Origin of the sequence: Caulobacter sp. UC70_42 (assembly GCF_044056025.1) — a bacterium.
Classification (GTDB): domain Bacteria; phylum Pseudomonadota; class Alphaproteobacteria; order Caulobacterales; family Caulobacteraceae; genus Caulobacter.
This window is the reverse complement of sequence record NZ_CP171994.1, coordinates 4,103,351-4,123,651: the sequence shown is the minus strand read 5'-3', so window position 1 is coordinate 4,123,651 and position 20,301 is coordinate 4,103,351. Positions and strand designations below refer to the sequence as shown.

Sequence of the window (20,301 nt, the reverse complement as noted above, 5' to 3'; positions counted from 1 at the left end):
GCGTCGTAGCCAGGGGCCATGGACTTTCTGCAAGATCGCCGAACCCTCATCTTCGCTGGCGGCGGCGCGCTCGCGCTGCTGGCCGGTCTGGGCATCGCCGTGGCCCTGATGTCGGGACACGACAAGAAGCCGGACGAGGCTCCGCCAGCCTCGCGGGGCGGTCTGATCGTCGAGACCGGACGTGACGACGACAGCAAGCTGGATCCCGCACGGCCGCTGCGCTGCTTCGTGGGCGGGACCTTCGTCGGCGAGATCACCCTGGCCGAATGCGCCAAGAAAAACGGCGTCGCCACGGGCGCGCTGGATGTCGGCGTCGACGAGACGGGCGCGCTGGCCGCCGCCGATCAGGCCGGCACGGTCCTGACCCCGCTGCCCCCGACCCCGACCGTCTCCGCGCCCGCCGCGACCCCGACGTCCCCCGCGACGACGCCGACCTCCTCGGCCAACACCGCGGCCAGCACGCCGCTCGGCGCCTGCTGGCGCTACGCCGGCAATGAGTGGCGACGCCTGCCCGGCGAGATCACCCTCAACGCCTGCGCCCAGCAACTGTTCGGCGGCCGTTGCGAGAAGGTCGGCGGCGCCACCTACGGCCGCTGGGGCGAGGAAACGTTGCGCCTGGTGCCGGGCCGCGTCGAGATCTCGTCCGACAACCGCAGCTTCCACACCGCGTTCGACCAGGGCGCCAACTGCTCTATCCCGAACGGCTGATAGGTTTATAAGTGTAATCCATGAGCAAGACCGTCCTCGCCGCCGCCGCCATTCTGACCGTTTCCAGTCTCGCGCTCGCGGGTTGCGAGAAGCAGACCAAGGCGCCGTTCGAGCAGGGCGTCTGCTTCCAGGTGGCGACCAACAAGGACGGCACGTTGCGCTACAACCCGGTGGCCCGGAACGTGCCGCAGATGGAAGAGTGCGCCGCCACCCTGGAAGGCGTGCGCATGCGTTTCGTGCGCATGGGTCAGTCCAACAGCGCAGGCATGGTCGGCGCCTACCAAGGCTCGTTCATCTTCCTCGAGAAGGAAGGCATCTATGTCGGCCAGACCTATGAGGGGCCGCGCTTCATGTCGCTGGTCCGCACCGGCGACGGCCGCCTGGCCGTGCCGGGCGCGATCCGTCGCCAGTAACCCCGGGGCGGGAGCGGGGCGGTCCGTCCGTCCACAGCCGTCTTTCTCGTCCACAAGAACGTTACAAGAACAAAACTTGCGCGCGCCGTAAGCTCTCGTTAACGTCTCGCCTCAGATTCCGGCGCGAGGGTCGCCGGGCGTGAACAAGGGCGAGCGATGGCTGGCAGCGTCAACAAGGTCATTCTGGTGGGCAACCTCGGGGCCGATCCCGAGATCCGCAGCCTCGGTTCGGGCGACCGCGTCGCCAATCTCCGCATCGCCACCTCCGAGACCTGGCGCGACCGCAACAGCGGCGAGCGCAAGGAAAAGACCGAGTGGCACCGCGTCGTGATCTTCAACGACAACCTGGTGAAGGTCGCCGAGCAGTACCTGCGCAAGGGATCGACGGTCTATATCGAGGGCGCCATCCAGACCCGCAAGTGGACCGACAACACCGGCGCCGAGAAGTATTCGACCGAGATCGTGCTGCAGAAGTTCCGCGGCGAACTGACCATGCTGGGCGGTCGCGGCGACAGCGCCGGCGCCTCGTCCGGCGGTGGCGGCGGTGACGAGTACGGCGGCGGCTATTCGGGCGGCGGCGGCTCCAGCTTCGGTGGCGGCGGCCAGCGCAGCCAACCCAGCGGCCCGCGCGAGAGCTTCTCGGCCGACCTGGACGACGAAATCCCGTTCTAGGGAACAGTGGAAGGCCGACGGCGGCCGCCAGAGCTGTCGACGGGGCCTCCACGGGGGCGAGCGGCGGGTGACCCGGAGGCGGTCGCCCGCCGCTTACGTTTCAGCTGCGCAATAAACTTGCTCTCAGTCAGAGGTTGTGTTGTCCTTCCTGCATCTTAGGAGGATGCGCGATGCGACAAGGGCTTCTCGGGATGGGCGTGGCGGTTTTGCTGGTGGCGACTGCGTCGGCGGTGTCCGCGCAGCAGTTTCCGGGTGTCGCCGATGGCACGATGGTGGGCGATGCGCGGCGAGAAGTCTAGCGCCTACGTCGACATGGCGCGGATCCGGAGCGGCCCGACGGGCGGCGCGCGCGAGGGGGTGTGTCCGCTGGTCCGAGGCGCTTCGGCGGAGGTGAACGCCTATGTCGCTTCACGGCTGCGCCAGGTCGCCAAGGAGGTCGGTGCGGAATATGCGCACCAAGCCTGCGAGCCCAACGTGGTCGTGCTATTCACCGCCGACCCGGAGCAACTGCTGAGTGAGGCCTCTCGCACCAAACGGTTCAACTACAGTGGCGTCTCGAACCGAAAGGCCCAGCAGTTCAAGGCTAGCACCCAGCCGGTCCGCTGGATGCACGGCAGTGCAACGCCGGGCATGAAGACGCGGGATGCGCGGCCCTACAACGCCCTGGTCGTGGTCGACGCCAGCAAGGCCGCCGATGTGAAGATCTCGGCGCTGGCCGACTATGTGAGCATGGTCTCGCTGGCCGATGTTCAAACCCGCGCGGCGCCGGACCACTCGATCATCAACCTCTTTGATAACGCCAAGGGCGCAGCGCCCCAGGCCATGACCGACGCCGACCGCGCTTATCTCCGCGCCGTCTATCGCGCGCGCTAATCGCGGGACGGATGCGGGCTCTGCTGGTCGCCTTCGCTGTTCCGGCGGCGCAGGACGAACCTATGCCCGACCATGGCTGGCGCGGGCAAGGAGGTCGATACCTGTGCCCGCTCGCGGCTGCACGAGCGGCGGCCGACATCGGTTGAAGTTCGAGGGCCGTAATGTGGCGGTATCCGCCCCGACGCCACCCAGCCCGATCAGGCCTCGATCCTGAACCTGTTCGCGGAACCGGGAGGACCCAAGCGCATGACGGCCTCCGACCAGGCCTATCTTCGAGTTCTCTACAAGCTGAAGACCGACCGCGTCGCGCCCGATCAACTGAGCGCCCTGGCCTCGGCCATGGCCACCGAACTCGAGCGCTAGTCCAGCAGAGCCCCAGGCTTGGCCCAGCGATAGCGCACGACATCGACCTCCCGGCCGCCGGGCGCGGTCTCGCGATAGCGCGTGGTCTCCACGCCGCCCTTGCGGAGGTAGAAGCCGAGCGCGGCTTGGTTGGGGGCATAGACCTCCAGGTGCAGCGGCGCGCCGGCGTGGTCCTCGATCAGCCATCGCGCCACCTCGGCCAGCAGGGCTGAGCCCAGGCCATGGCCCTTGCGCTCGGGCGCAACGTGCAGATTGTCGAGCAGGGCGCCCAAGGCCGGGTTCAGTCGGAACGAGGCGTAGGCCAGACCGACCGGCTCATCGTCCTCCATGGCCGCCAGGATCAGGTCGGTCGCCGGATCGAAGGTCTCGAACCGAGCCCGCCAGACAACTCGCGAGACGTCGAACAGCGCATGGTCGAGATAGGCGTCGCCATAGAGGCCGCGATAGGCGATCTGGCGGCTGCGCGTGTGCAGGTCGGCGAGGGCGTCCGCCTCATTTCGGGACGCGCCGAGTCGGACGATGTGTGGTTCCATGCACGCCATGGAAGCGTTCCGCGCGTTGAAGGCAAGCCGCCGCGTTCTTCCGGTTTCTGTCCAAGTCGCGGATTCGCGGCGCAATTGCTCGAAACCTCGCCAACTCGTCCAGACGGACAACGTTGTCATTAGAATTATTTACCGAATTCTCTTGTGAACCCATGGAACGCGAAGCGCCAGTGGACGCGTTCTTGGCCTAGGTGCTACTGAGACGCCCGGATATTGCACTGCGGGATCACGATTAAGCAGCGCTGTTCCAGGGTGAGACGACCCCCTAAAGAGGGGCGCGGCCTTCTTCACTGATCGCAGGGTGAGAACATATGCCGGTTGAGACATTGACCAAGGCCCGTTGGGTTTATGCATTCGGCGGAGGCGGCGCGGATGGCGACGCCTCGATGAAGAACCTGCTTGGGGGAAGGGCGCCAATCTCGCTGAGATGTCGTCTCTGGGCCTGCCGGTGCCGCCGGGCTTCACGATCACCACCGAAGCCTGCGTCCACTACTATTCCAACGGCAAGCAGTATCCGGCCGAGCTGACCGAGCAGGTCGCCGCCGGCCTGGCCAGGGTCGAGGAACTGACCGGCAAAAAGTTTGGCGACGTCGCCAACCCGCTGCTGGTCTCGGTGCGCTCGGGCGCGCGAGCCTCGATGCCGGGCATGATGGACACGGTGCTGAACCTGGGCCTCAACGACGAAACCGTCGAGGGCCTGGCCAAGCTGTCGGGCGACCGCCGCTTCGCCTATGACAGCTATCGCCGCTTTATCCAGATGTACTCGAACGTCGTGCTCAACCTCGAGCACCACATGTTCGAGGAGATCCTGGACGATCACAAGGAGCGCCTGGACGTCAACGTCGACACCGGCCTCACCGCCGAGGACTGGGCCCAGGTCATCAAGGACTACAAGGCCGCCGTTCAGGATCACCTGGGCAAGCCCTTTCCGCAGGACGCTCAGGAGCAGCTGTGGGGCGCCGTCGGCGCCGTGTTCGCCAGCTGGATGAACGACCGCGCCAAGTTCTATCGCCGCATGCACGACATCCCCGAGAGCTGGGGCACGGCCGTGAACATCCAGTCGATGGTGTTCGGCAACATGGGTGACACCTCGGCGACGGGCGTGGCCTTCACCCGCAATCCGTCGAACGGCGACAACCGCCTCTATGGCGAGTTCCTGATCAACGCCCAGGGCGAGGACGTGGTCGCGGGCATCCGCACCCCGCAGTCCCTGACCAAGGCCGCGCGCGAGGAGATGGGCGACGTCGCGCCGTCGATGGAAGAGGCGATGCCGGAGGTGTTCGCCCAGTTCAAGTCGGTGGTGGAGACGCTGGAGCGTCACTATCGCGACATGCAGGACATCGAGTTCACCGTCGAGCGCGGCGTGCTCTACATGCTGCAGACCCGCAACGGCAAGCGCACCGCCAAGGCCGCGCTGAAGACGGCGGTCGACATGGCCGCCGAGGGCGTGATCAGCAAGGAAGAGGCCGTGGGCCGCGTCGAACCGGCCTCGCTGGACCAGTTGCTGCATCCGACCATCGATCCGACCGCTCACCGCGACGTGATCACCACCGGCCTGCCGGCCTCGCCCGGCGCGGCGACCGGCAAGGTGGTGTTCGACAGTGACGCGGCCGAAAAGGCCGCCGCCGCCGGCGAGAGCGTCATCCTGGTGCGCGAGGAGACGTCGCCGGAAGACATCCATGGCATGCACGCCGCGCGCGGCATCATCACGGCCCGGGGCGGCATGACCAGCCACGCCGCCGTCGTGGCGCGCGGCATGGGCCGTCCCTGCGTCTCCGGCGCCGGCGACGTGTCGATCTTCCCCAAGGAAGGCCTGTTCCGGGCCCGTGGGCGCGAGTTCAAGGTCGGCGAAGTGATCACCATCGACGGCTCGACCGGCGAGATCCTGGCCGGCGCGCCCAAGATGATCGAACCCGAGCTGACCGGCGACTTCGCCACCCTGATGGGCTGGGCCGATCAGGTCCGTCGCCTGAAGGTGCGCGCCAACGCCGAAACGCCGCTGGACGCCAAGACCGCTCGCCAGTTCGGCGCGGAGGGCATCGGTCTCTGCCGCACCGAGCACATGTTCTTCGACGACACCCGGATCGCCGCCGTGCGCGAGATGATCCTGGCCGACGATGAAAAGGGCCGCCGCGCGGCCCTGGCCAAGATCGCACCGTTCCAGAAGGCCGACTTCGTCGAGTTGTTCACGATCATGGAAGGCCTGCCGGTCACGATCCGTCTCTTGGATCCGCCGCTGCACGAGTTCCTGCCGCACACCGAGGAAGACGTGGAAGCCGTGGCCGCGGCCACGGGCCTGGACGCCGCGAAGCTGATGCGACGCGCCAAGGAGCTGCACGAAACCAACCCGATGCTGGGCCACCGCGGCTGCCGCCTGGGCGTCTCGTATCCCGAGATCTACGAGATGCAGGTCCGCGCCATTATCGAGGCGGCCTGCGAGATCGCCAAGTCGGGCAAGGCCGCGCCCGTTCCCGAGATCATGCACCCGCTGGTCGCCAAGGGCGAGGAGATGAAGTACCTGCGCGACCTGACCGACCGTGTCGCCAAGGCGGTGCTGGAAGAGCAGGGTGTCGACCTGAAGTATACGGTCGGCACCATGATCGAGCTGCCCCGCGCCGCTCTGCGGGCTGGTGACCTGGCCGCCAACGCCGAGTTCTTCAGCTTCGGCACCAACGACCTGACCCAGACGACGTTCGGCATTAGCCGCGACGACGCCGGCAAGTTCCTGGGCGCCTATATCGACAAGGGCATCTTCGAGAAGGACCCCTTCGTCAGCCTCGACCAGGAAGGCGTGGGCGACCTGATCCGCATCGCCGCCGAGCGCGGACGCGCGGCCCGTCCCGACGTCAAGCTGGGCATCTGTGGGGAGCATGGTGGTGACCCGGCCTCGATCGCCTTCTGCGAGACGGTCGGCCTGGACTACGTATCGTGCTCGCCCTACCGCGTGCCGATCGCGCGCCTGGCGGCGGCTCAGGCGGCTCTGGCCAACAAAAAATAACGTCTCGGGGTGTGATCAAAAGGGGGCTCGGCGCTTGATAGCGCCGGGCCCTTTTTTGTTCGGGAGACGGGCTGGGAATAACATGGCCCTTCCGCGGCGCGTATGGACTATCCAATCCGATATTTTGGCTAGACCAATTTTCGCTGAGCGCTATATCCGGAAGCGAGACTTCTGGGAGGAAGCACGATGTTGGCGATCCTGGCTCTAGCCGCCGGTATGGCGACCGCGCCCGAACCCGGCCCTCTCACGCTTTCAACCGCCATCGACCTGGCCAAGGCCGCGGTCGACGGCTGCGCCGCGAAGAGCGCGCACGTCTCCGCCGCCGTGGTCGACGCGAAAGGCGATCCTCTGGTCGTGCTGCGCGACGAGCGGAGTCCCAAGCCGCCGATCGCCGCGCCGCGCAAGGCCAACGCCGCCGTGGTCTTCGACCAGCCCGGCAGCGTCATGGAGCTCCGTGAAAAGGCCGATCCGGACTTTGCCGCCAGGATCGCCGCCGACCCCGACCACCTGAACCCTCACGCCGGCTCGCTGCCGCTGCACGTCGGCGCCACGGTCGTCGGCGGCCTGGCGATAGCCGACACCACCCACGAGGTCGCCGACCAGTGCGCCCGCGCCGCCCTGGCCAAGTTCCCGCAGTTCCATTGAGAGCGTCCGAGATGAAGAAGCGCCTGATCCTCGCCGCCGTTCTGGCCGTGTCCGTGGGCACGGTTCACGCCCAGGAGCACGCTCCGGCCAAGCCGCTGGAGAAGCCCGACGCGGAGGGCCAGAAGCCGCGCGCCGCGGTCGTGCTGGCTCCGTACCGCTTCAACGACATCCTCTGGGAGAACGACCGCACGGCGCACCGGATCTACAGCCGCGACCTGGAGAAGGCCGAGCCGCCCTCGACCTCTGGCATCGACGCCTGGGGCAAGAGCGTGCGCTGGCCCTATATGGACCGCCAGCTGAAAACCGGCGACCAGCACGCCAACCACGGCGAGGGTCTGGATTTCTACGACGTCGGCGCCGGTCGTGGTGCCGGCGGCCTGGGCGTCTGGCGGGACAACAAGCTGTGGACCTCGCGCAACTGGTCCAGCTGGAAGATGATCCAGAACGGCCCGGACGTGGCCAGGTTCAGCGTCGACTACGCCCCGTGGCCGGTCGATGTGGACCGCAAGGTCTGGGAGACGCGGACCTTTACCTTGCCGTTGGGGACCAATTTCACGCGCATGGTCTCGACCATCAGCTCCGACAAGCCTGGCCCGCTGGTGGTCGGCATCGGCATCAGCAAACGCAAGCGCGCCAGCGGCTCGGGCGTGTTCAGGAAGGACCTAGCGCCGGGCCGGGTGACGTTCTGGGAGCCGGCGGACCCTGAAAAGGGCTCGATGGCCATCGCCCTGATGGTCGACCCCAAATCGGTCGTCGAGGTGCGCCAGGACTTCGACAACTATCTGGTTCTGATCAAGGTCGAGCCAGGCAAGCCGTTCGTCTACTACATGGGCGCGGCCTGGGATAAGGGCCTGGACTTCCATACGCCGGCCGAGTGGGACGCGTATGTGACCGCCGCGAAGGCGGACTTCGATCCAAACCACTAGGCCAAAACGAAAACCGTCCCGAGGTGGGGAGCCTCGGGACAGTCGTTGGCCGTCCGCCTTGGGGGAGGGGGGCGCGGACGGCGGCTGCGGCTTTTGGATCCCTTGGGGAGAGGATCAGCCGTGCAGTTTCAGAGCGGTCTCGGCGATTTTGCGGCCTTGGTAGCGAGCGCCGGTCAGTTCGTTTTCGCTAGGCTGACGCGAACCGTCGCCGCCGGCGATGGTGGTGGCGCCGTAGGGGCTGCCGCCGGTGACCTCATCCAGCGTCATCTGGCCGGCGTGACCGTAGTCCATGCCCACGATCACCATGCCGAAGTGCAGCAGGTTGGTGATGATCGAGAACAGGGTGGTCTCCTGACCGCCGTGCTGCGTCGCCGTCGAGGTGAAAGCGCCGCCGACCTTGCCGTGCAGGGCGCCGCGTGCCCACAGGCCGCCAGCCTGGTCGAGGAAAGCCGCCATCTGCGAACTCATGCGGCCGAAGCGGGTGCCCGTGCCGACGATGATCGCGTCGTAGTCGGCCAGATCGGCGATGGAGGCCACCGGAGCGTCCTGATCGAGCTTGAAGTGGGCGTTCTTGGCGACTTCAGGCGGGGCGGTTTCTGGCACGCGCTTGATGTCGACGGTCGCGCCGGCCTCACGGGCGCCTTCGGCCACGGCCTTGGCCATGGTCTCGATGTGGCCGTACGAGGAGTAGTAGAGAACGAGAACCTTGGCCATTTGGGGCTTCCTTGAACGGGTTGTCGGTGAGGAAAGTCGGCGCGAGGTTTTCAGTTTCCTCGCGCCATTTTCTAGAACGGAATGGTCGTGCTTAGGCCGCGTCGACCAGGACGAGTTCGGCGTCTTCCAGGGCGGTGACGGTGATGACGTCTTCGTCCTTGATGCCGGCGCCGTCGCGGGCGTTCAGCTTGACGCCGTTGACTTCCACGACCCCGACGGCTGGGACGAGGTAGCCGCTGCGGTCCTTGCCCAGGGCGTAGGTGGTGCTTTCGCCGGCCTTCAGCGTCGCGCCCAGAACGCGGGCGTCGGTGCGGATCGGCAGGGCGTCGGCGTCATCGGCGAAGCCCGAGGCCAGGGTCACAAACTTGCCCGAGCGGTCACCCTTCGGGAACGGCTTGGCGCCCACGAGGGAGCCGCGCCGAACGTCTTGGGTTCGATCCAGATCTGGAAGATCCGGGTCGTCTCCGGCTCGAGGTTATACTCCGAGTGACGGATGCCCGTGCCCGCGCTCATCACCTGGACGTCGCCGGCTTCGGTGCGGCCCTTGTTGCCCAGGCTGTCCTGGTGGGTGATCGCGCCGTCGCGGACATAGGTGATGATCTCCATGTCGCTGTGGGGGTGCGGCGGGAAGCCGGTGTTAGGGGCGATCTCGTCGTCGTTCCAGACCCTCAGAGCGCCCCAGTTCATGTTGCTGGGATCGTAGTAGCTGGCGAACGAGAAGTGGTGCTTGGCGTTCAGCCAACCGTGGTTGGCGCCGCCAAGCTTGTCGAACGGTCTGCGGTCGATCATGGCTCTAACCTTTCTTTCCCTCTGGGCCTTGGCCCTCTGGTGCGCCGCGTCGGCGCGTCCTGTTGAGGAGAAGATAAGGGATCGCCCGGGATCCGAAATGGAAACTGTTGAAACTCATTGTTTCCGAAACTAGGCTTCAGTCATGTCCAAGCTACCCGATCTCGAAGGCCTCGCCGTGTTCGCCAAGGTGGTGGAGCTGCGCTCGTTCGCCGCCGCCGCCGAGGAGTTGGCCATGTCCAAGGCCACGGTCTCCAAGGCCGTCACCCGGCTGGAGGAACGGCTGGGCGCGCGGCTCTTCAACCGCACCTCGCGCCGCCTGGCCCTGACCGACGCCGGTCAGTCCCTGGTCGAGCGCGCGACCCGCGTGCTGGCTGAGGCGCAGGCCGCCGAGGAAGAGGCTTCCAGCCAGTCTTCGGCCCCGCGCGGCACCGTGCGAATGGCGGTGCCCATGTCGCTGGGCATCACCACCCTTGGGCCCGTGCTGCCGGGGTTCTTCGAAGCCTATCCAGACGTCTCGGTCGACCTCCATCTATCGGACGCCACGGTCGACCTGGTCGGCATGGGCTTCGATCTGGCGCTGCGCGTCGCGTCCCTGCCGGACAGCTCGCTTATCGCCCGTCGCCTGCGGGGCGTGAAGCGCCAGGTCGTCGCCGCGCCGGCCTATTGGGAAAACACGGACGGCCTGGCCACCCGGCCGGCCTGGCCGAGCATCGCGGCCTGACCTACGGCCACCAGGCCGCCCCCGAGACCTGGCGCTTCCAGCGCGGCGGCGAAGAGGCCTCGGTGCGGCCCAAGTCCGTGGTCCGCGCGAATAACGGCGACGTGCTCGTTCCGTCGCTGATCGCCGGCGTCGGCGTGGCTGTCCTGCCGGACTTCATCGTCGGTCCGGCTGTGGCTGATGGCCGGCTGGAGGAGATCCTGGTCGACTGGACCGCCGCCCCGATCGCCCTGCATCTGGTCATGCCGCCGGGCGGCCCGCGTCCGGCGCGGGTCGACGCCCTGGCCAACTATCTGGGCAAGGCGCTTTCAGGCAAAAGCTAGCGGACGCGCTTGAACGTCAGGCTCTGGTCCGGCGGGCCGGGCTGGCCGTCGACATCCTGCTCGACCTTCAGCGTGTTGGCGTCGACGAGCCAAACCCTCATCGACTGCTTGCGGCCGGTTTTGTTGTGGGTCACGGCGGTGACGCCGCTCTGGCCGTCGCGGCGGACGCTGATCATCACGATCTGGGTGTTGACCACGGCCTTGGTCGGTGTGCCGTCCAGCGGCGCGTTGGCGAACTGGATAGCGGCCAGGCCGCTCTCGTCTTCCTCGATCAGGGTCCAGGCCAGGCTCTTGCCGTCATCCTTGGTGACGTCGACCTCGGCGCTCACCGGGGCGGGGCCAGTCAGGGCCTCGTTGAAGCGCGAGGCCGCCAGATCGATCTTCCAAAGGCCCATCGCGCCCAGCGGATCGGTCTGGGCGAGGGCCGGAGACGCCATCAACAGGCCGGCGGTGACGAGAGTGGTTCGGATGATCCGGCGCCTCCTGAGCGTTCGGCCATCAGACGCCCGGGGGGGCGCGCGTCGTCTAGAAGCTTTCTCGCCTATCGGCCTTCCGGCCTAGAGACTGGCGACCTGGGTCGGGGTCAGGGCCCCGACCTGAAGCGGGGTCATGGCCGCCAGGTTGGTCGACGACAGCCAGTCCAGCTGGGCCAGGGTCAGGCCCGGGATCTGGGCCGGCAGCAGGTAGCCGACCTGGGTCGTCGTCAGTTCCGCGATCACGGACGTCCCCAACGCGCCGATCTGGGTGGAGCTCAGCGACTGGACCTGCGTCGGGGTGAGCTGGCTGAACTCGGCGTGCGAGAAGCTACGCATCTGATAGGGCGACAGGCCCCTTAGCGCGCTGGTCGTCAGGGCTGTGACCTGTGTGGCCGACAGGGCCGACAGGTCGGTGATCGAGATCGCGCCCAATTGAGCGCCGCTCAGAGCGCGCACCTGGGTGGTGGAGAACTCGGCCATGTCGGTTGTCGTCAACCCGGCCAGCTGGGTCGCCGTCAGGCCGGTGATCTGCGTCGTGCTGATCGACTGGAAGGCGGTCGCATCCAGGCCCGACAGGTTCTCGACCGAGAGCCCGCCGAACTGGCTGGAACTCAGGCTCTGGAACTGCGTCGCGGAAAGCTCGGCGAAGTCGGTGGCGGTCAAACCGGCGATCTGGGTGGCGGCCAGGCCCGCCAGCTGGGTCGAGGTCAGGGCCGCGATCTGGCTGGCCGACAGGGCGTTGAAGTTGTCGGTGGACAGCGCCGACAGCTGGCCCGCCGTGAAGCCCGCCACCTGGGTCGGGGTCAGCTTGGTGAAGTCGGTGACGCTCAGCGTCCGGACCTGGGCCGCCGTGAGGCCGCCGATCTGGGAAGCGGTGAGGGCGGCGACCTTGGTGGCCGACAACCCCGCGAAGCCGCTGCTGGACAGGCCCGCCAGCTGGGTCGGGGTAAGGGCCTTGAACTGGGTGTCGGACAACCCGGCGGTCTGAGTGCTGGTCAGTCCGCCCAGCTGCGCCGCCGAGAAGACGTTGAAATCCGTATCGAGCTCTGTCAGTTGGTCCAGCGACAGCGATCCGACCTGGGTGGCCGTCAGGCCTTTAAATTGGGTGCTCGACAGGGCGGCGAACTGCAGGTCGTCCAGGGCCGGGATCAGGGTGGCGGGCAGGGCCGACAGCTGGGTCGACGACAGCGCCTGCAGCTGATCGGGCCACATCTCCCCCAGATCCTCCAAACTCATGGCGCCGATCTGCGTGGCCGTCAGGCTCTTGACCTGGGTGGCGCTCAGCGCCGTGATCTGCGTGCCATCCAAGGCCGTGAAGTGGGTGGCGTCCAGCGCTCCGATCTGGGCCGCGCTCAGCTTTTCCAGCCGCTCGGTGTCCAGCTTTGCCAGCTGCGTCGAGGTCAGGGCGTTCAATTGCCCGCCGCTGAACGCCGCCAACTGCTCGGCGTCGAAGATCACGTTCGGGGCGAAGGCCGGGATCTGGGTGGCCGTGAGGCCTTTCACGGCGGTGTTCGACAGGGCCGAGACCTGGCTCGCGGACAGGCTGCCAAGCGCGGTGCTCGAGAGCGCGGCGACCTGGGTGCTGGCCAGGGTCTCCAGCTTGGTGGTCGACAGGTTGGTGATCGTCGACGCCGACAGCGCGGCGATCTGAGCGGCGGAGAGGTACGAAATCGGCACTGAACTCGTTGCCCTACAAGGTCGCGACGCGAATCGTTCGCGTTAACCCTATGCGAAATGGCCCAATGCGACCATGCGGCGAGAAGGCCTACTCCGCGCGCATGGTCCAGAGGTCGAGATCGTTCTCGCGGCCGATCAAGGCCAGGCCCGAGGCGATCGACTCGAATTCGCCGCCGCTTTCGATCTTCTTGGCCCCGAAGCGGCGCAGGAAGATTTCGCGCACGGCCGGTACGAACGAGCTGCCGCCGGTGAGGAAGACCCGGTCGACGCCGGCTTCGGTCAGGTCGGCGCGCTCAAGCGCCTCGCCGACGGCGGTCTCGATGGCCGCCAGTTCCGGGGCGATCCAGCTTTCGAACTCCGTGCGCGCGACGGGCTTCTCGATCTCGACCGAGCCGGCGGCGAAGTGGAACATCGCCTCCGTCTGGGCCGACAGCGCCTCCTTCAGCGCCGAGACCGACTTGTAGAGGGCGTAGCCGTGGTTGCCGTCCAGCACCTCGATCAGGGCGGCGATCTTCTCGGGTTCCACGGCCGTGCGCTCAAGGGCGCGGATGTCGCGCATGTCCTTGGAGGCGCGCAGCAGGGCCAGCTGATCCCAGCGGGCGAAGGCGGCGTAGTAGCGTTGCGGGATCGGCAGGCTGTTGGAGAACGAGCGGTAGTCCGAGCCCTTGCCCAATTCGGGCGAGACCAGTTGGTCGATGATCCTGTAGTCGAAGGCGTCGCCGGCGATGCCGACGCCCGAGCGCGACAGCGGCGTCGAGCGCAGCGTGCCGTCGGCGTCACGCTCGAAGCGGACCAGCGAGAAGTCGCTCGTGCCGCCGCCGAAGTCGGCCACCAGCACGGTGGCGTCCTGCTTCAGCTGGCGGGCGAAGAAGAACGCCGCGCCGACGGGCTCGTAGGCGTATCGGATGTCGGTGAAGCCCAGGCGCTTGAACGCTTCCTCGTATCGGGTCAAGGCCAGGGTCTCGTCCGGCGAAGAGCCGGCGAAGGTCACGGGGCGGCCGACGATGACGCGCGGGGCAAGGCGTCCAACTGGCCCGCCGCGTGCTCCTGCAGGCGCAGCAGGAAGGCGGCCAGCAGGTCCTCGAACTGGTAGCGCTTGTTGAGAATCCGCGTCTCGGTGAAGGCCCTCGAGGCGGCGAAGGTCTTGAACGACTGGATGAACCGTGTCTCCAGCGGATCTTCCAGATAGGATTCAATGGCCCACGGCCCGGCCTCGACCAGGCGCTCGTTCACCGCGCCGTTCTGACCCTGCACGCTGTGAAAGCTCAGCGCCGATCGGAAGGCGAACAGGTCGCGGTTGTCGATCGAGAAGCGGACCAGGTGCGCGTGATCGTCGCCGCGCGTCAGCGAGACGACGGTGTTGGTGGTGCCGAAGTCGACGCCAATGGTCGGCGCGGTCGCCGTCATGGGATGGCTCGATCTGCTGGAACGGGGAGGGGCGTGCGTCGTAGCGCCTCCCGTGAGAAGGTCAAGCGATCTGGCCGCCTTTGAGCGCTCATTCGCGGTCGGCGCCCACCTATCGGCGCGCGCGGTCGGGTTATCGCGACGCCCGCTGATTGACTTCCTGGCGCGCGTCCGGTCGAACGAGCGCGAGCAAATCGTGGGAAGACCTTGGAAAACTTCGACGTCCTGGTGATCGGCGCGGGCGCGGCCGGCATGATGTGCGCCATCGAGGCGGGCAAACGCGGGCGCTCGGTGCTGGTCGTGGATCACGCCAAGGCCCCGGGCGAGAAGATCCGCATCAGCGGCGGCGGCCGCTGCAACTTCACCAACACCGGCGCGTCGATCCACAATTTCCTGTCGACCAACCCGAAGTTCGCCCTGTCGGCCCTGCGCCGCTATCGGCCCAGGGACTTCATCGCGCTCGTCAGCGGCATGGCATCGCCTACCACGAGAAGACCTTGGGGCAGCTGTTCTGCGACGGCTCGGCCAGGCAGATCATCGACATGCTGCTGACCGAGATGAAGGCCGCCGGCGTCACGCTGCGGCTGGAGACGAGCTTCCAGGACTTGGCCAAGACCGAGACCGGCTTCGAGGTTGAATTGTCTTCCGGCAAGGTGCGCTGCGCGTCGCTTGTCGTCGCCAGCGGCGGCAAGTCGATCCCGAAGATGGGCGCCACGGGCCTGGGCTACGACATCGCCAGGCAGTTCGGACTGAACATCGTCGAGACGCGCCCGGCGTTGGTCCCCCTGACCTTCGAGGCCGGCATGCTGGCGAGGCTGACCCCGCTGTCGGGTGTGGCGCTGGACGCCGTGGTCGCTCACGGCAAGACCAGGTTCCGCGAGGGGATGTTGTTCACCCACCGGGGCCTGTCGGGCCCCTCGATCCTGCAGATCTCGTCCTACTGGCGCGAGGGCGACGAGATCCGGGTCGACATGGCGCCGGGCGTCGACGCGCTGGCGGCGCTGAAGGCGGCCCGCACGGCGACTCCCCGCCAGGCGGTCGCCACCGTGCTCTCGACCCTGCTGCCCAAGCGCGTGGCGCAGTCGATCGCCGACGACGAGGAGGGCGCGCCTGAAAGCAAAAGGGGGGGAAACATCGCCGACTGTTCCGACAAGGTGTTGGGCCGGTTGGCCGCGGCGGTCAACGCCTGGACCTTCAAGCCCGTCGGCTCGGAAGGCTATCGCACGGCGGAAGTGACGCTGGGCGGGGTCGACACAGACGCCCTGGATTCGCGCACCCTGGAGGCCAAGGCCGTCCCGGGGCTCTATTTCATCGGCGAAGTGGTCGACGTCACCGGCTGGCTGGGCGGCTATAACTTCCAGTGGGCCTGGGGCGTCCGGCTGGTCGGCGGGGCAGGCCGCATAAGAAAAATCCTCCCCGTGAGGGGGAGGATTTTCGTCTGACTACTTCTTCTTGAACGGCTTACCGGCCGGCTTGCCGTCGAAGCTCTTGGCCTTGAAAGGCTTGGGGCCCTTGAACGGCTTGCCCGGGCCCGCGTCGTCGCGCTTGCCCGCATAGGGCTTGGAATAGGGCTTCGGGCCAGCGGCGTTGTCCGCGAAGCTCTTCTTGAAGGGCTTCTTCGGACCGTCGCCGTCCGCGCGCGGGGCGCGGGGCTTGAACTCGCGCGGCGCGTCGGCGCCGGCTTCGGCGCGCGGCTTGTAGGCGCGCTTGGGGCTGTCGGAATCCTGCGGTGAGTACGGACGCGGCGCTTCTTCACGCGGCGCGCGTGGTTTGAAGTCGCGCGGGGCGTCATCGCCACGCGGGGCGCGGGGCTTGAACTCACGAGGCTTGTAGTCGCCCTTCGGCTCTTCGCCACGGCCATAGGGCTTGGCGTTGCTGACGCCATCGTCGCCGTAGCTGGACGGACGCGGGGTGTGATCGCGCGAGCCCGGGGCGTTGGCGCGCGGCGAACGCGGCGCATCGTCACGAGGCGGGCGCGGCTTGTACTCACGCGGGCCTTCGTTATCGCCGCGCGGCGGACGCGGCGCATATTCGCGACGCGGACCGGCCTCGCGGGCGGCCGGGGCCGTGGTCGGGGTGATCGAGACGTCCTCGCGCACCGTCTGCTGGACCGCCGCGCCGAACTTCACGGCCGCTTCGGCCGAGATCTCGAACTTGGTGTCGTAGTCGAAGATCCGGATCGCGCCGATGTCCTTCTTGGTGATGTGGCCCAGGCGGCAGATCAGCGGGATCAGCCACTTGGGGTCGGCGTTGTTGCGGCGGCCGGTGTTGAGACGGAACCACTCCGAACCGTCCATGCTGACGCGCGGCTCACGCTCGGGGCGGTCGCCAAAATCGCGCTCACCGCCGAATTCACGCGGCTCGCGACCGCGCGGACCCGGATCGGCGCCGTGGCGCGGGTCGTCATAGATCTCTTCCGGGGCCGGCAGCTTGGCGCGGCGGGCGCGGATCAGGGCGGCGGCCAGCTCTTCCGGCGTGCGCTTTTCCAGCATGGCCGCGACCAGGCTGGCGTCGTCCTCGTTGGCGGGCTCAGAGAAGATCGGATCGTCCAGCAGGCGCTCGGTGTCCTTGACGCGGATCTCGTCGGCGGTCGGGCGCCGCCCCACTGGCCTTCGACGCCGGCGGCCATCAATAGCTGTTCGGCCTTGCGGCGCCGCGTGTAGGGCACGACCAGGGCCGAGACGCCCTTCTTGCCGGCCCGGCCCGTGCGGCCCGAACGGTGCAGCAGGGTGGCCTTGTTGACCGGCAGCTCGGCGTGGATGACCAGGCCCAGATCCGGCAGGTCGAGACCACGCGCGGCGACGTCGGTGGCGACGCAGACGCGCGCGTGGCCATCCCGCAGGGCTTGCAGGGCGTCGGCGCGTTCGCGCTGGGAGAGCTCGCCCGAGAGGCCGACGACGTCGAAGCCGCGCTCGCGCAGCTTGGAGTGCAGCGAGCGGACGCTTTCACGGGTGTTGGCGAACACCAGGGCGCCGGGGCTTTCGAAATAGCGCAGCAGGTTGACGACCGCGTGCTCGACCTCGTTGGGCGCGACGCGGACGGCGCGGTATTCGATGTCGCGGTGCGGCTCGTTGCGGCCGATGGTGTCGATGCGGATCGCGTCGTTCTGGTAGCTCTTGGCCAACTGCACGATGTCGCGCGCCAGGGTGGCCGAGAACAGCAGGGTGCGGCGTTCGGCCGGGGCGGCGTCGAGGATGAACTCAAGGTCCTCGCGGAAGCCCATGTCCAGCATCTCGTCGGCTTCGTCGAGAACGGCGACCTTCAGCTCCGACAGGTCCAGGTGACCGCGCTCGATGTGATCGCGCAGGCGGCCCGGGGTGCCGACGACGATGTGGGCGCCGTAGTTGAGGGCGCGCTGCTCGCGGCGAGCGTCCATGCCGCCGACGCAGTTGACCACCACCGCCATGGCCTGGGCATAGAGCCAGGTCAGCTCGCGATTGACCTGGATGGCCAGTTCGCGGGTCGGGGCGATGACCAGGGCCAGCGGGGCGCCGGCGCGGCCGAAGATCTCTTCGTCGCCCAGCAGGGTGGGGGCGGCGGCCAGGCCGAAGGCCACGGTCTTGCCCGAGCCGGTCTGGGCGCTGACCAGCAGGTCGCGGCCCTCGGCGTCGGCTTCCAGCACGGCGGCTTGGACGGGGGTGGGTTCGAGGTAGCCTTGAGCGGCGAGAGCCCGCTCAAGAGCGGGGTGGGAGGCAGGGAAGGGCATATGGGTCCAGTTCATTTGCGGCCGCGCACACAAAAACGCGCGGCTCGCGCCAATGACCAAATCGGGCCCCTGAAGCCTGTAACGCTTCCCTCGGACCGCTTCTTGGTCGAATTCCAACGAAAATAGCCCCCTCCGCGATGGAAGGGGGCCCACGAGCAGTCTTATGCGCTTGCCGCGGCGCTAAAAGCAAGCGCGATGGCGAATTGGCTTCAGTTCACCGTCGCCAAAGCCTGGTCGATCGCTTCGGCGATCCGCTCCGGGGTCTGGCGCCGACCACAGCGACCTTGCCGGCGAAGATGGCGAACGGTACGCCCGTGACGCCGCCCTGCACGGCCATGGCGTGTTCGCGAGCCACGGCCTCCTTGTCGGCGCCCTCCGACAGCAGCTGCAGCACGACCATCCGCTCCATGCCCGCGGCTTCGGCGATATCGCCCAGCACCATCGGGTCGCCGATATCCAGGCCGTCGGTGAAATAGGCCTTGAACAGCGCCTCGACGACTTCGTCCTGCGCGCCGGCCGTCAGGGCCCAGCGGATCAGGCGATGAGCGGCGTTGGTGTTTGGCGCGAATTCGATGGCCTCGAAGTCGAAGCGAATGCCTTCCTCGGCGCCGCCCTCGACCAAGGCCGCGTGGACGGCCTTCAGCTTGTCGGGGTCCTTGAACTTGCTGGCCATGTATTGCTTGCGGTCGACGCCTTCCTCGGGAAGCGTCGGGTCAAGTTGGTATGGCCGCCAGATCAGCTTGGCCTCGACATCGGGGCGCAGGGCCAGGGCCGACTTCAGCCGTCGCCAGCCGAGATAACACCAGGGGCAGACCACGTCGGCGACGACGTCGATAATTATCGGGGCGGTCTGGGGCTGCTGGGCCACGGCGTACTCCTCCGGAACTGATGTCCGCTACAGGACAGGTTCCATATAGGCGCTGCCGTTACGGCGCCCAAGCGCGTGGTTCAGCTGGCGTCGCGGCGCAGGGCGCTGGCGGCGGCGCGCTCCAGGGCCCGCACGGCGCCCTCGCCACGCTGGACCTCGGCCACACCGATATCGAACTCGCAGACGAACGGCGCGCGGTCCTCGCCGGCGTCGAACGCGGTGCAGCCGATCACGGCGGCGATCCGCTCGGCGGCGGCCTTGGCCGCGTTGAGGTTGGTCGCGGGCAGGGCCAGGGCGAAAACTTCGGTCGAGAGGCGCGCCGAAGTGTCCTCGACACGGACCAGACGGCCGATCATCGAGCCGATCTGCGGGATGGCGCGGTCCAGCCAGCCGTTCTGACGGGCCCAGACGGTCTCGGGCTTGTCGGCGACGCGCAGCACGCAGATCGACAGCGGCCGGGCGCGCTCGGTCGCGGCCTTGGCCAGACGCGCCAGGTGAGCGGCGAACAGGTCGCGGGTGAAGAGGCCGGTGGCGGCGTCCATCAGACCCGAGCTGCGGGCCTTTTCCAGGGCGCCGCGGATGGATTCGCCGCGCCGGTAGCTGCGGGCCAGTTCCATGACGCGCAAGGCCGTCTCGACCTCGGGCGTCTCGGGCGAAGCCACGTCGGAGACGCCGCGATGGAACGCCTCCGACATGGTCACATAGCTCTCGGCCTTCAGGTACAGCAGGGCCGGAATGTGGAAGAGGCGGGTGTTGCGGCGCATGCCCGCCGCGATCGACAGGGCTTCCTGCTGGCTGTCGCCGGCCCACAGGACCACGGAGTCGAAGGCTCGCTCGTGCAGGTAGTCGAAAGCCGTATAGGCGGTGAAGGCGCCGACCACTTCGGCGCCGCTGGCCTGCAGGGCGTTGGACAGGGCCAGGAACTGCGGGGCCGGCTCGCCGACCGCCAGGATGCGCACAGGCGTGTCCGGCGGTTCGGGGAGATCGAGGCGTCGTCCGCGCTCGCCGAAGGTCTCCAGGCGCAGTTCGAACTCTTCCTCGGCGATGGCGGTGCGCACCAGGCTCTCCAGGCGCAAGGCGGCCTGGGACGGGTGCAGCGGCGGCGAGAGGGTCAGATCGAACGCTTGGTTGCGATAGTCGCCGTCCGGGTCGCCGATCGCGATGACCGGCAGACGGCGCGGCGCCACGGCGGCTTTCAGTCGACGCGCCAGGGTCTGGGGTCTCGGGACCGGCGCTGGCCAGGTCGACGATGACCGCCTCGATCGGCAGGTCGCCCAGGGCGGCGAGGGCGGCGTAGGGGCCGCGGGCGGTGATGGTGCGCCAGCCCAGCCGGTCCAGCCCTTCGGCCAGCGGTCCGGCGCGAACATCGTCGCGCGCCACGATCAGGATCCGGGCGTCAACCGCCAAACCAACCTCCGCCCGAAATCCCGCGCGACCGCCCACAACGGCCCCTGAGATTCGACGCCGCAACATAGCAGAGGCTTTG

The 20,301-nt window shown here is 67.8% G+C and carries 10 protein-coding genes and 8 pseudogenes; 9 read left to right on the top strand and 9 right to left on the bottom strand.

Annotated features, from left to right (window positions below; translation table 11 throughout):
* Positions 1 to 18: 18 nt before the first annotated feature.
* From ACHMW8_RS20650 to ACHMW8_RS20635, 4 genes are all read left to right on the top strand, one after another.
* The gene (locus tag ACHMW8_RS20650; protein ID WP_125158370.1) at positions 19 to 708 is read left to right on the top strand and encodes a hypothetical protein; all 690 of its coding nucleotides are present in this window, start codon (positions 19 to 21) and stop codon (positions 706 to 708) included.
* A gap of 20 nt (positions 709 to 728) precedes the next feature.
* Positions 729 to 1,121 carry a hypothetical protein gene (locus ACHMW8_RS20645; protein ID WP_125158371.1) on the top strand — a complete coding sequence of 131 codons (393 nt, stop codon included), beginning with the start codon at positions 729 to 731 and terminating at the stop codon, positions 1,119 to 1,121.
* A 156-nt stretch (positions 1,122 to 1,277) separates the two neighbouring features.
* On the top strand, positions 1,278 to 1,793 hold the full coding sequence (gene ssb / locus ACHMW8_RS20640) for a single-stranded DNA-binding protein (protein ID WP_125158372.1): 516 nt from the start codon (positions 1,278 to 1,280) through the stop codon (positions 1,791 to 1,793).
* A 279-nt stretch (positions 1,794 to 2,072) separates the two neighbouring features.
* Positions 2,073 to 2,666, top strand: coding sequence for a hypothetical protein (locus ACHMW8_RS20635; RefSeq protein ID WP_395443636.1), 594 nt, complete (start codon positions 2,073 to 2,075; stop codon positions 2,664 to 2,666).
* 359 nt (positions 2,667 to 3,025) lie between these two features.
* Here ACHMW8_RS20635 and ACHMW8_RS20630 read toward each other — a convergent pair whose 3' ends face one another.
* On the bottom strand, positions 3,026 to 3,562 hold the full coding sequence (locus ACHMW8_RS20630; protein ID WP_395443635.1) for a GNAT family N-acetyltransferase: 537 nt from the start codon (positions 3,560 to 3,562) through the stop codon (positions 3,026 to 3,028).
* A gap of 320 nt (positions 3,563 to 3,882) precedes the next feature.
* On the opposite strand from ACHMW8_RS20630, the pseudogene ppdK reads away from it, so the two are divergent.
* From ppdK to ACHMW8_RS20615, 3 genes and pseudogenes are all read left to right on the top strand, one after another.
* Positions 3,883 to 6,569: pseudogene (gene ppdK / locus ACHMW8_RS20625) on the top strand (pyruvate, phosphate dikinase).
* Positions 6,570 to 6,755: 186 nt separating this feature from the next.
* A complete protein-coding gene (locus ACHMW8_RS20620; protein WP_395443634.1) occupies positions 6,756 to 7,214 on the top strand; it encodes a heme-binding protein in 459 nt (152 codons plus the stop codon).
* A gap of 11 nt (positions 7,215 to 7,225) precedes the next feature.
* Entirely contained in the window at positions 7,226 to 8,140 is a 915-nt protein-coding gene (locus ACHMW8_RS20615) for a DUF4861 family protein (protein ID WP_395443633.1), read from the top strand.
* A 114-nt stretch (positions 8,141 to 8,254) separates the two neighbouring features.
* On the opposite strand, the gene wrbA is transcribed toward ACHMW8_RS20615, so the two are convergent.
* Both wrbA and ACHMW8_RS20605 read right to left on the bottom strand, forming a co-directional pair.
* Positions 8,255 to 8,854, bottom strand: a complete 600-nt coding sequence (gene wrbA, locus ACHMW8_RS20610; protein ID WP_125158377.1) for an NAD(P)H:quinone oxidoreductase — start codon at positions 8,852 to 8,854, stop codon at positions 8,255 to 8,257.
* Positions 8,855 to 8,945: 91 nt separating this feature from the next.
* A pseudogene (locus tag ACHMW8_RS20605) lies at positions 8,946 to 9,643 on the bottom strand (pirin family protein).
* A gap of 142 nt (positions 9,644 to 9,785) precedes the next feature.
* On the opposite strand from ACHMW8_RS20605, the pseudogene ACHMW8_RS20600 reads away from it, so the two are divergent.
* Positions 9,786 to 10,684, top strand: a pseudogene (locus ACHMW8_RS20600) (LysR family transcriptional regulator).
* Here the strand turns inward: ACHMW8_RS20600 and ACHMW8_RS20595 are convergent.
* From ACHMW8_RS20595 to ACHMW8_RS20585, 3 genes and pseudogenes are all read right to left on the bottom strand, one after another.
* Positions 10,681 to 11,121 carry a hypothetical protein gene (locus tag ACHMW8_RS20595; protein WP_395443632.1) on the bottom strand — a complete coding sequence of 147 codons (441 nt, stop codon included), beginning with the start codon at positions 11,119 to 11,121 and terminating at the stop codon, positions 10,681 to 10,683. The pseudogene ACHMW8_RS20600 and the gene ACHMW8_RS20595 overlap by 4 nt on opposite strands.
* A gap of 120 nt (positions 11,122 to 11,241) precedes the next feature.
* Positions 11,242 to 12,837, bottom strand: a complete 1,596-nt coding sequence (locus ACHMW8_RS20590; protein WP_395443631.1) for an ice nucleation protein — start codon at positions 12,835 to 12,837, stop codon at positions 11,242 to 11,244.
* Between the two features lie 88 nt (positions 12,838 to 12,925).
* Positions 12,926 to 14,244 (bottom strand): annotated as a pseudogene (locus tag ACHMW8_RS20585) (Hsp70 family protein).
* A 204-nt stretch (positions 14,245 to 14,448) separates the two neighbouring features.
* Between ACHMW8_RS20585 and ACHMW8_RS20580 the strand changes: the two are divergent.
* Positions 14,449 to 15,645, top strand: a pseudogene (locus ACHMW8_RS20580) (NAD(P)/FAD-dependent oxidoreductase).
* 38 nt (positions 15,646 to 15,683) lie between these two features.
* On the opposite strand, the pseudogene ACHMW8_RS20575 reads toward ACHMW8_RS20580, so the two are convergent.
* The 3 pseudogenes from ACHMW8_RS20575 to ACHMW8_RS20565 all read right to left on the bottom strand — a co-directional run bounded on the left by ACHMW8_RS20575 (position 15,684) and on the right by ACHMW8_RS20565 (position 20,222).
* A pseudogene (locus ACHMW8_RS20575) lies at positions 15,684 to 17,947 on the bottom strand (DEAD/DEAH box helicase).
* A gap of 209 nt (positions 17,948 to 18,156) precedes the next feature.
* Positions 18,157 to 18,815 (bottom strand): annotated as a pseudogene (locus ACHMW8_RS20570) (DsbA family oxidoreductase).
* 80 nt (positions 18,816 to 18,895) lie between these two features.
* Positions 18,896 to 20,222, bottom strand: a pseudogene (locus ACHMW8_RS20565) (diguanylate cyclase domain-containing protein).
* Positions 20,223 to 20,301 lie beyond the last annotated feature (79 nt).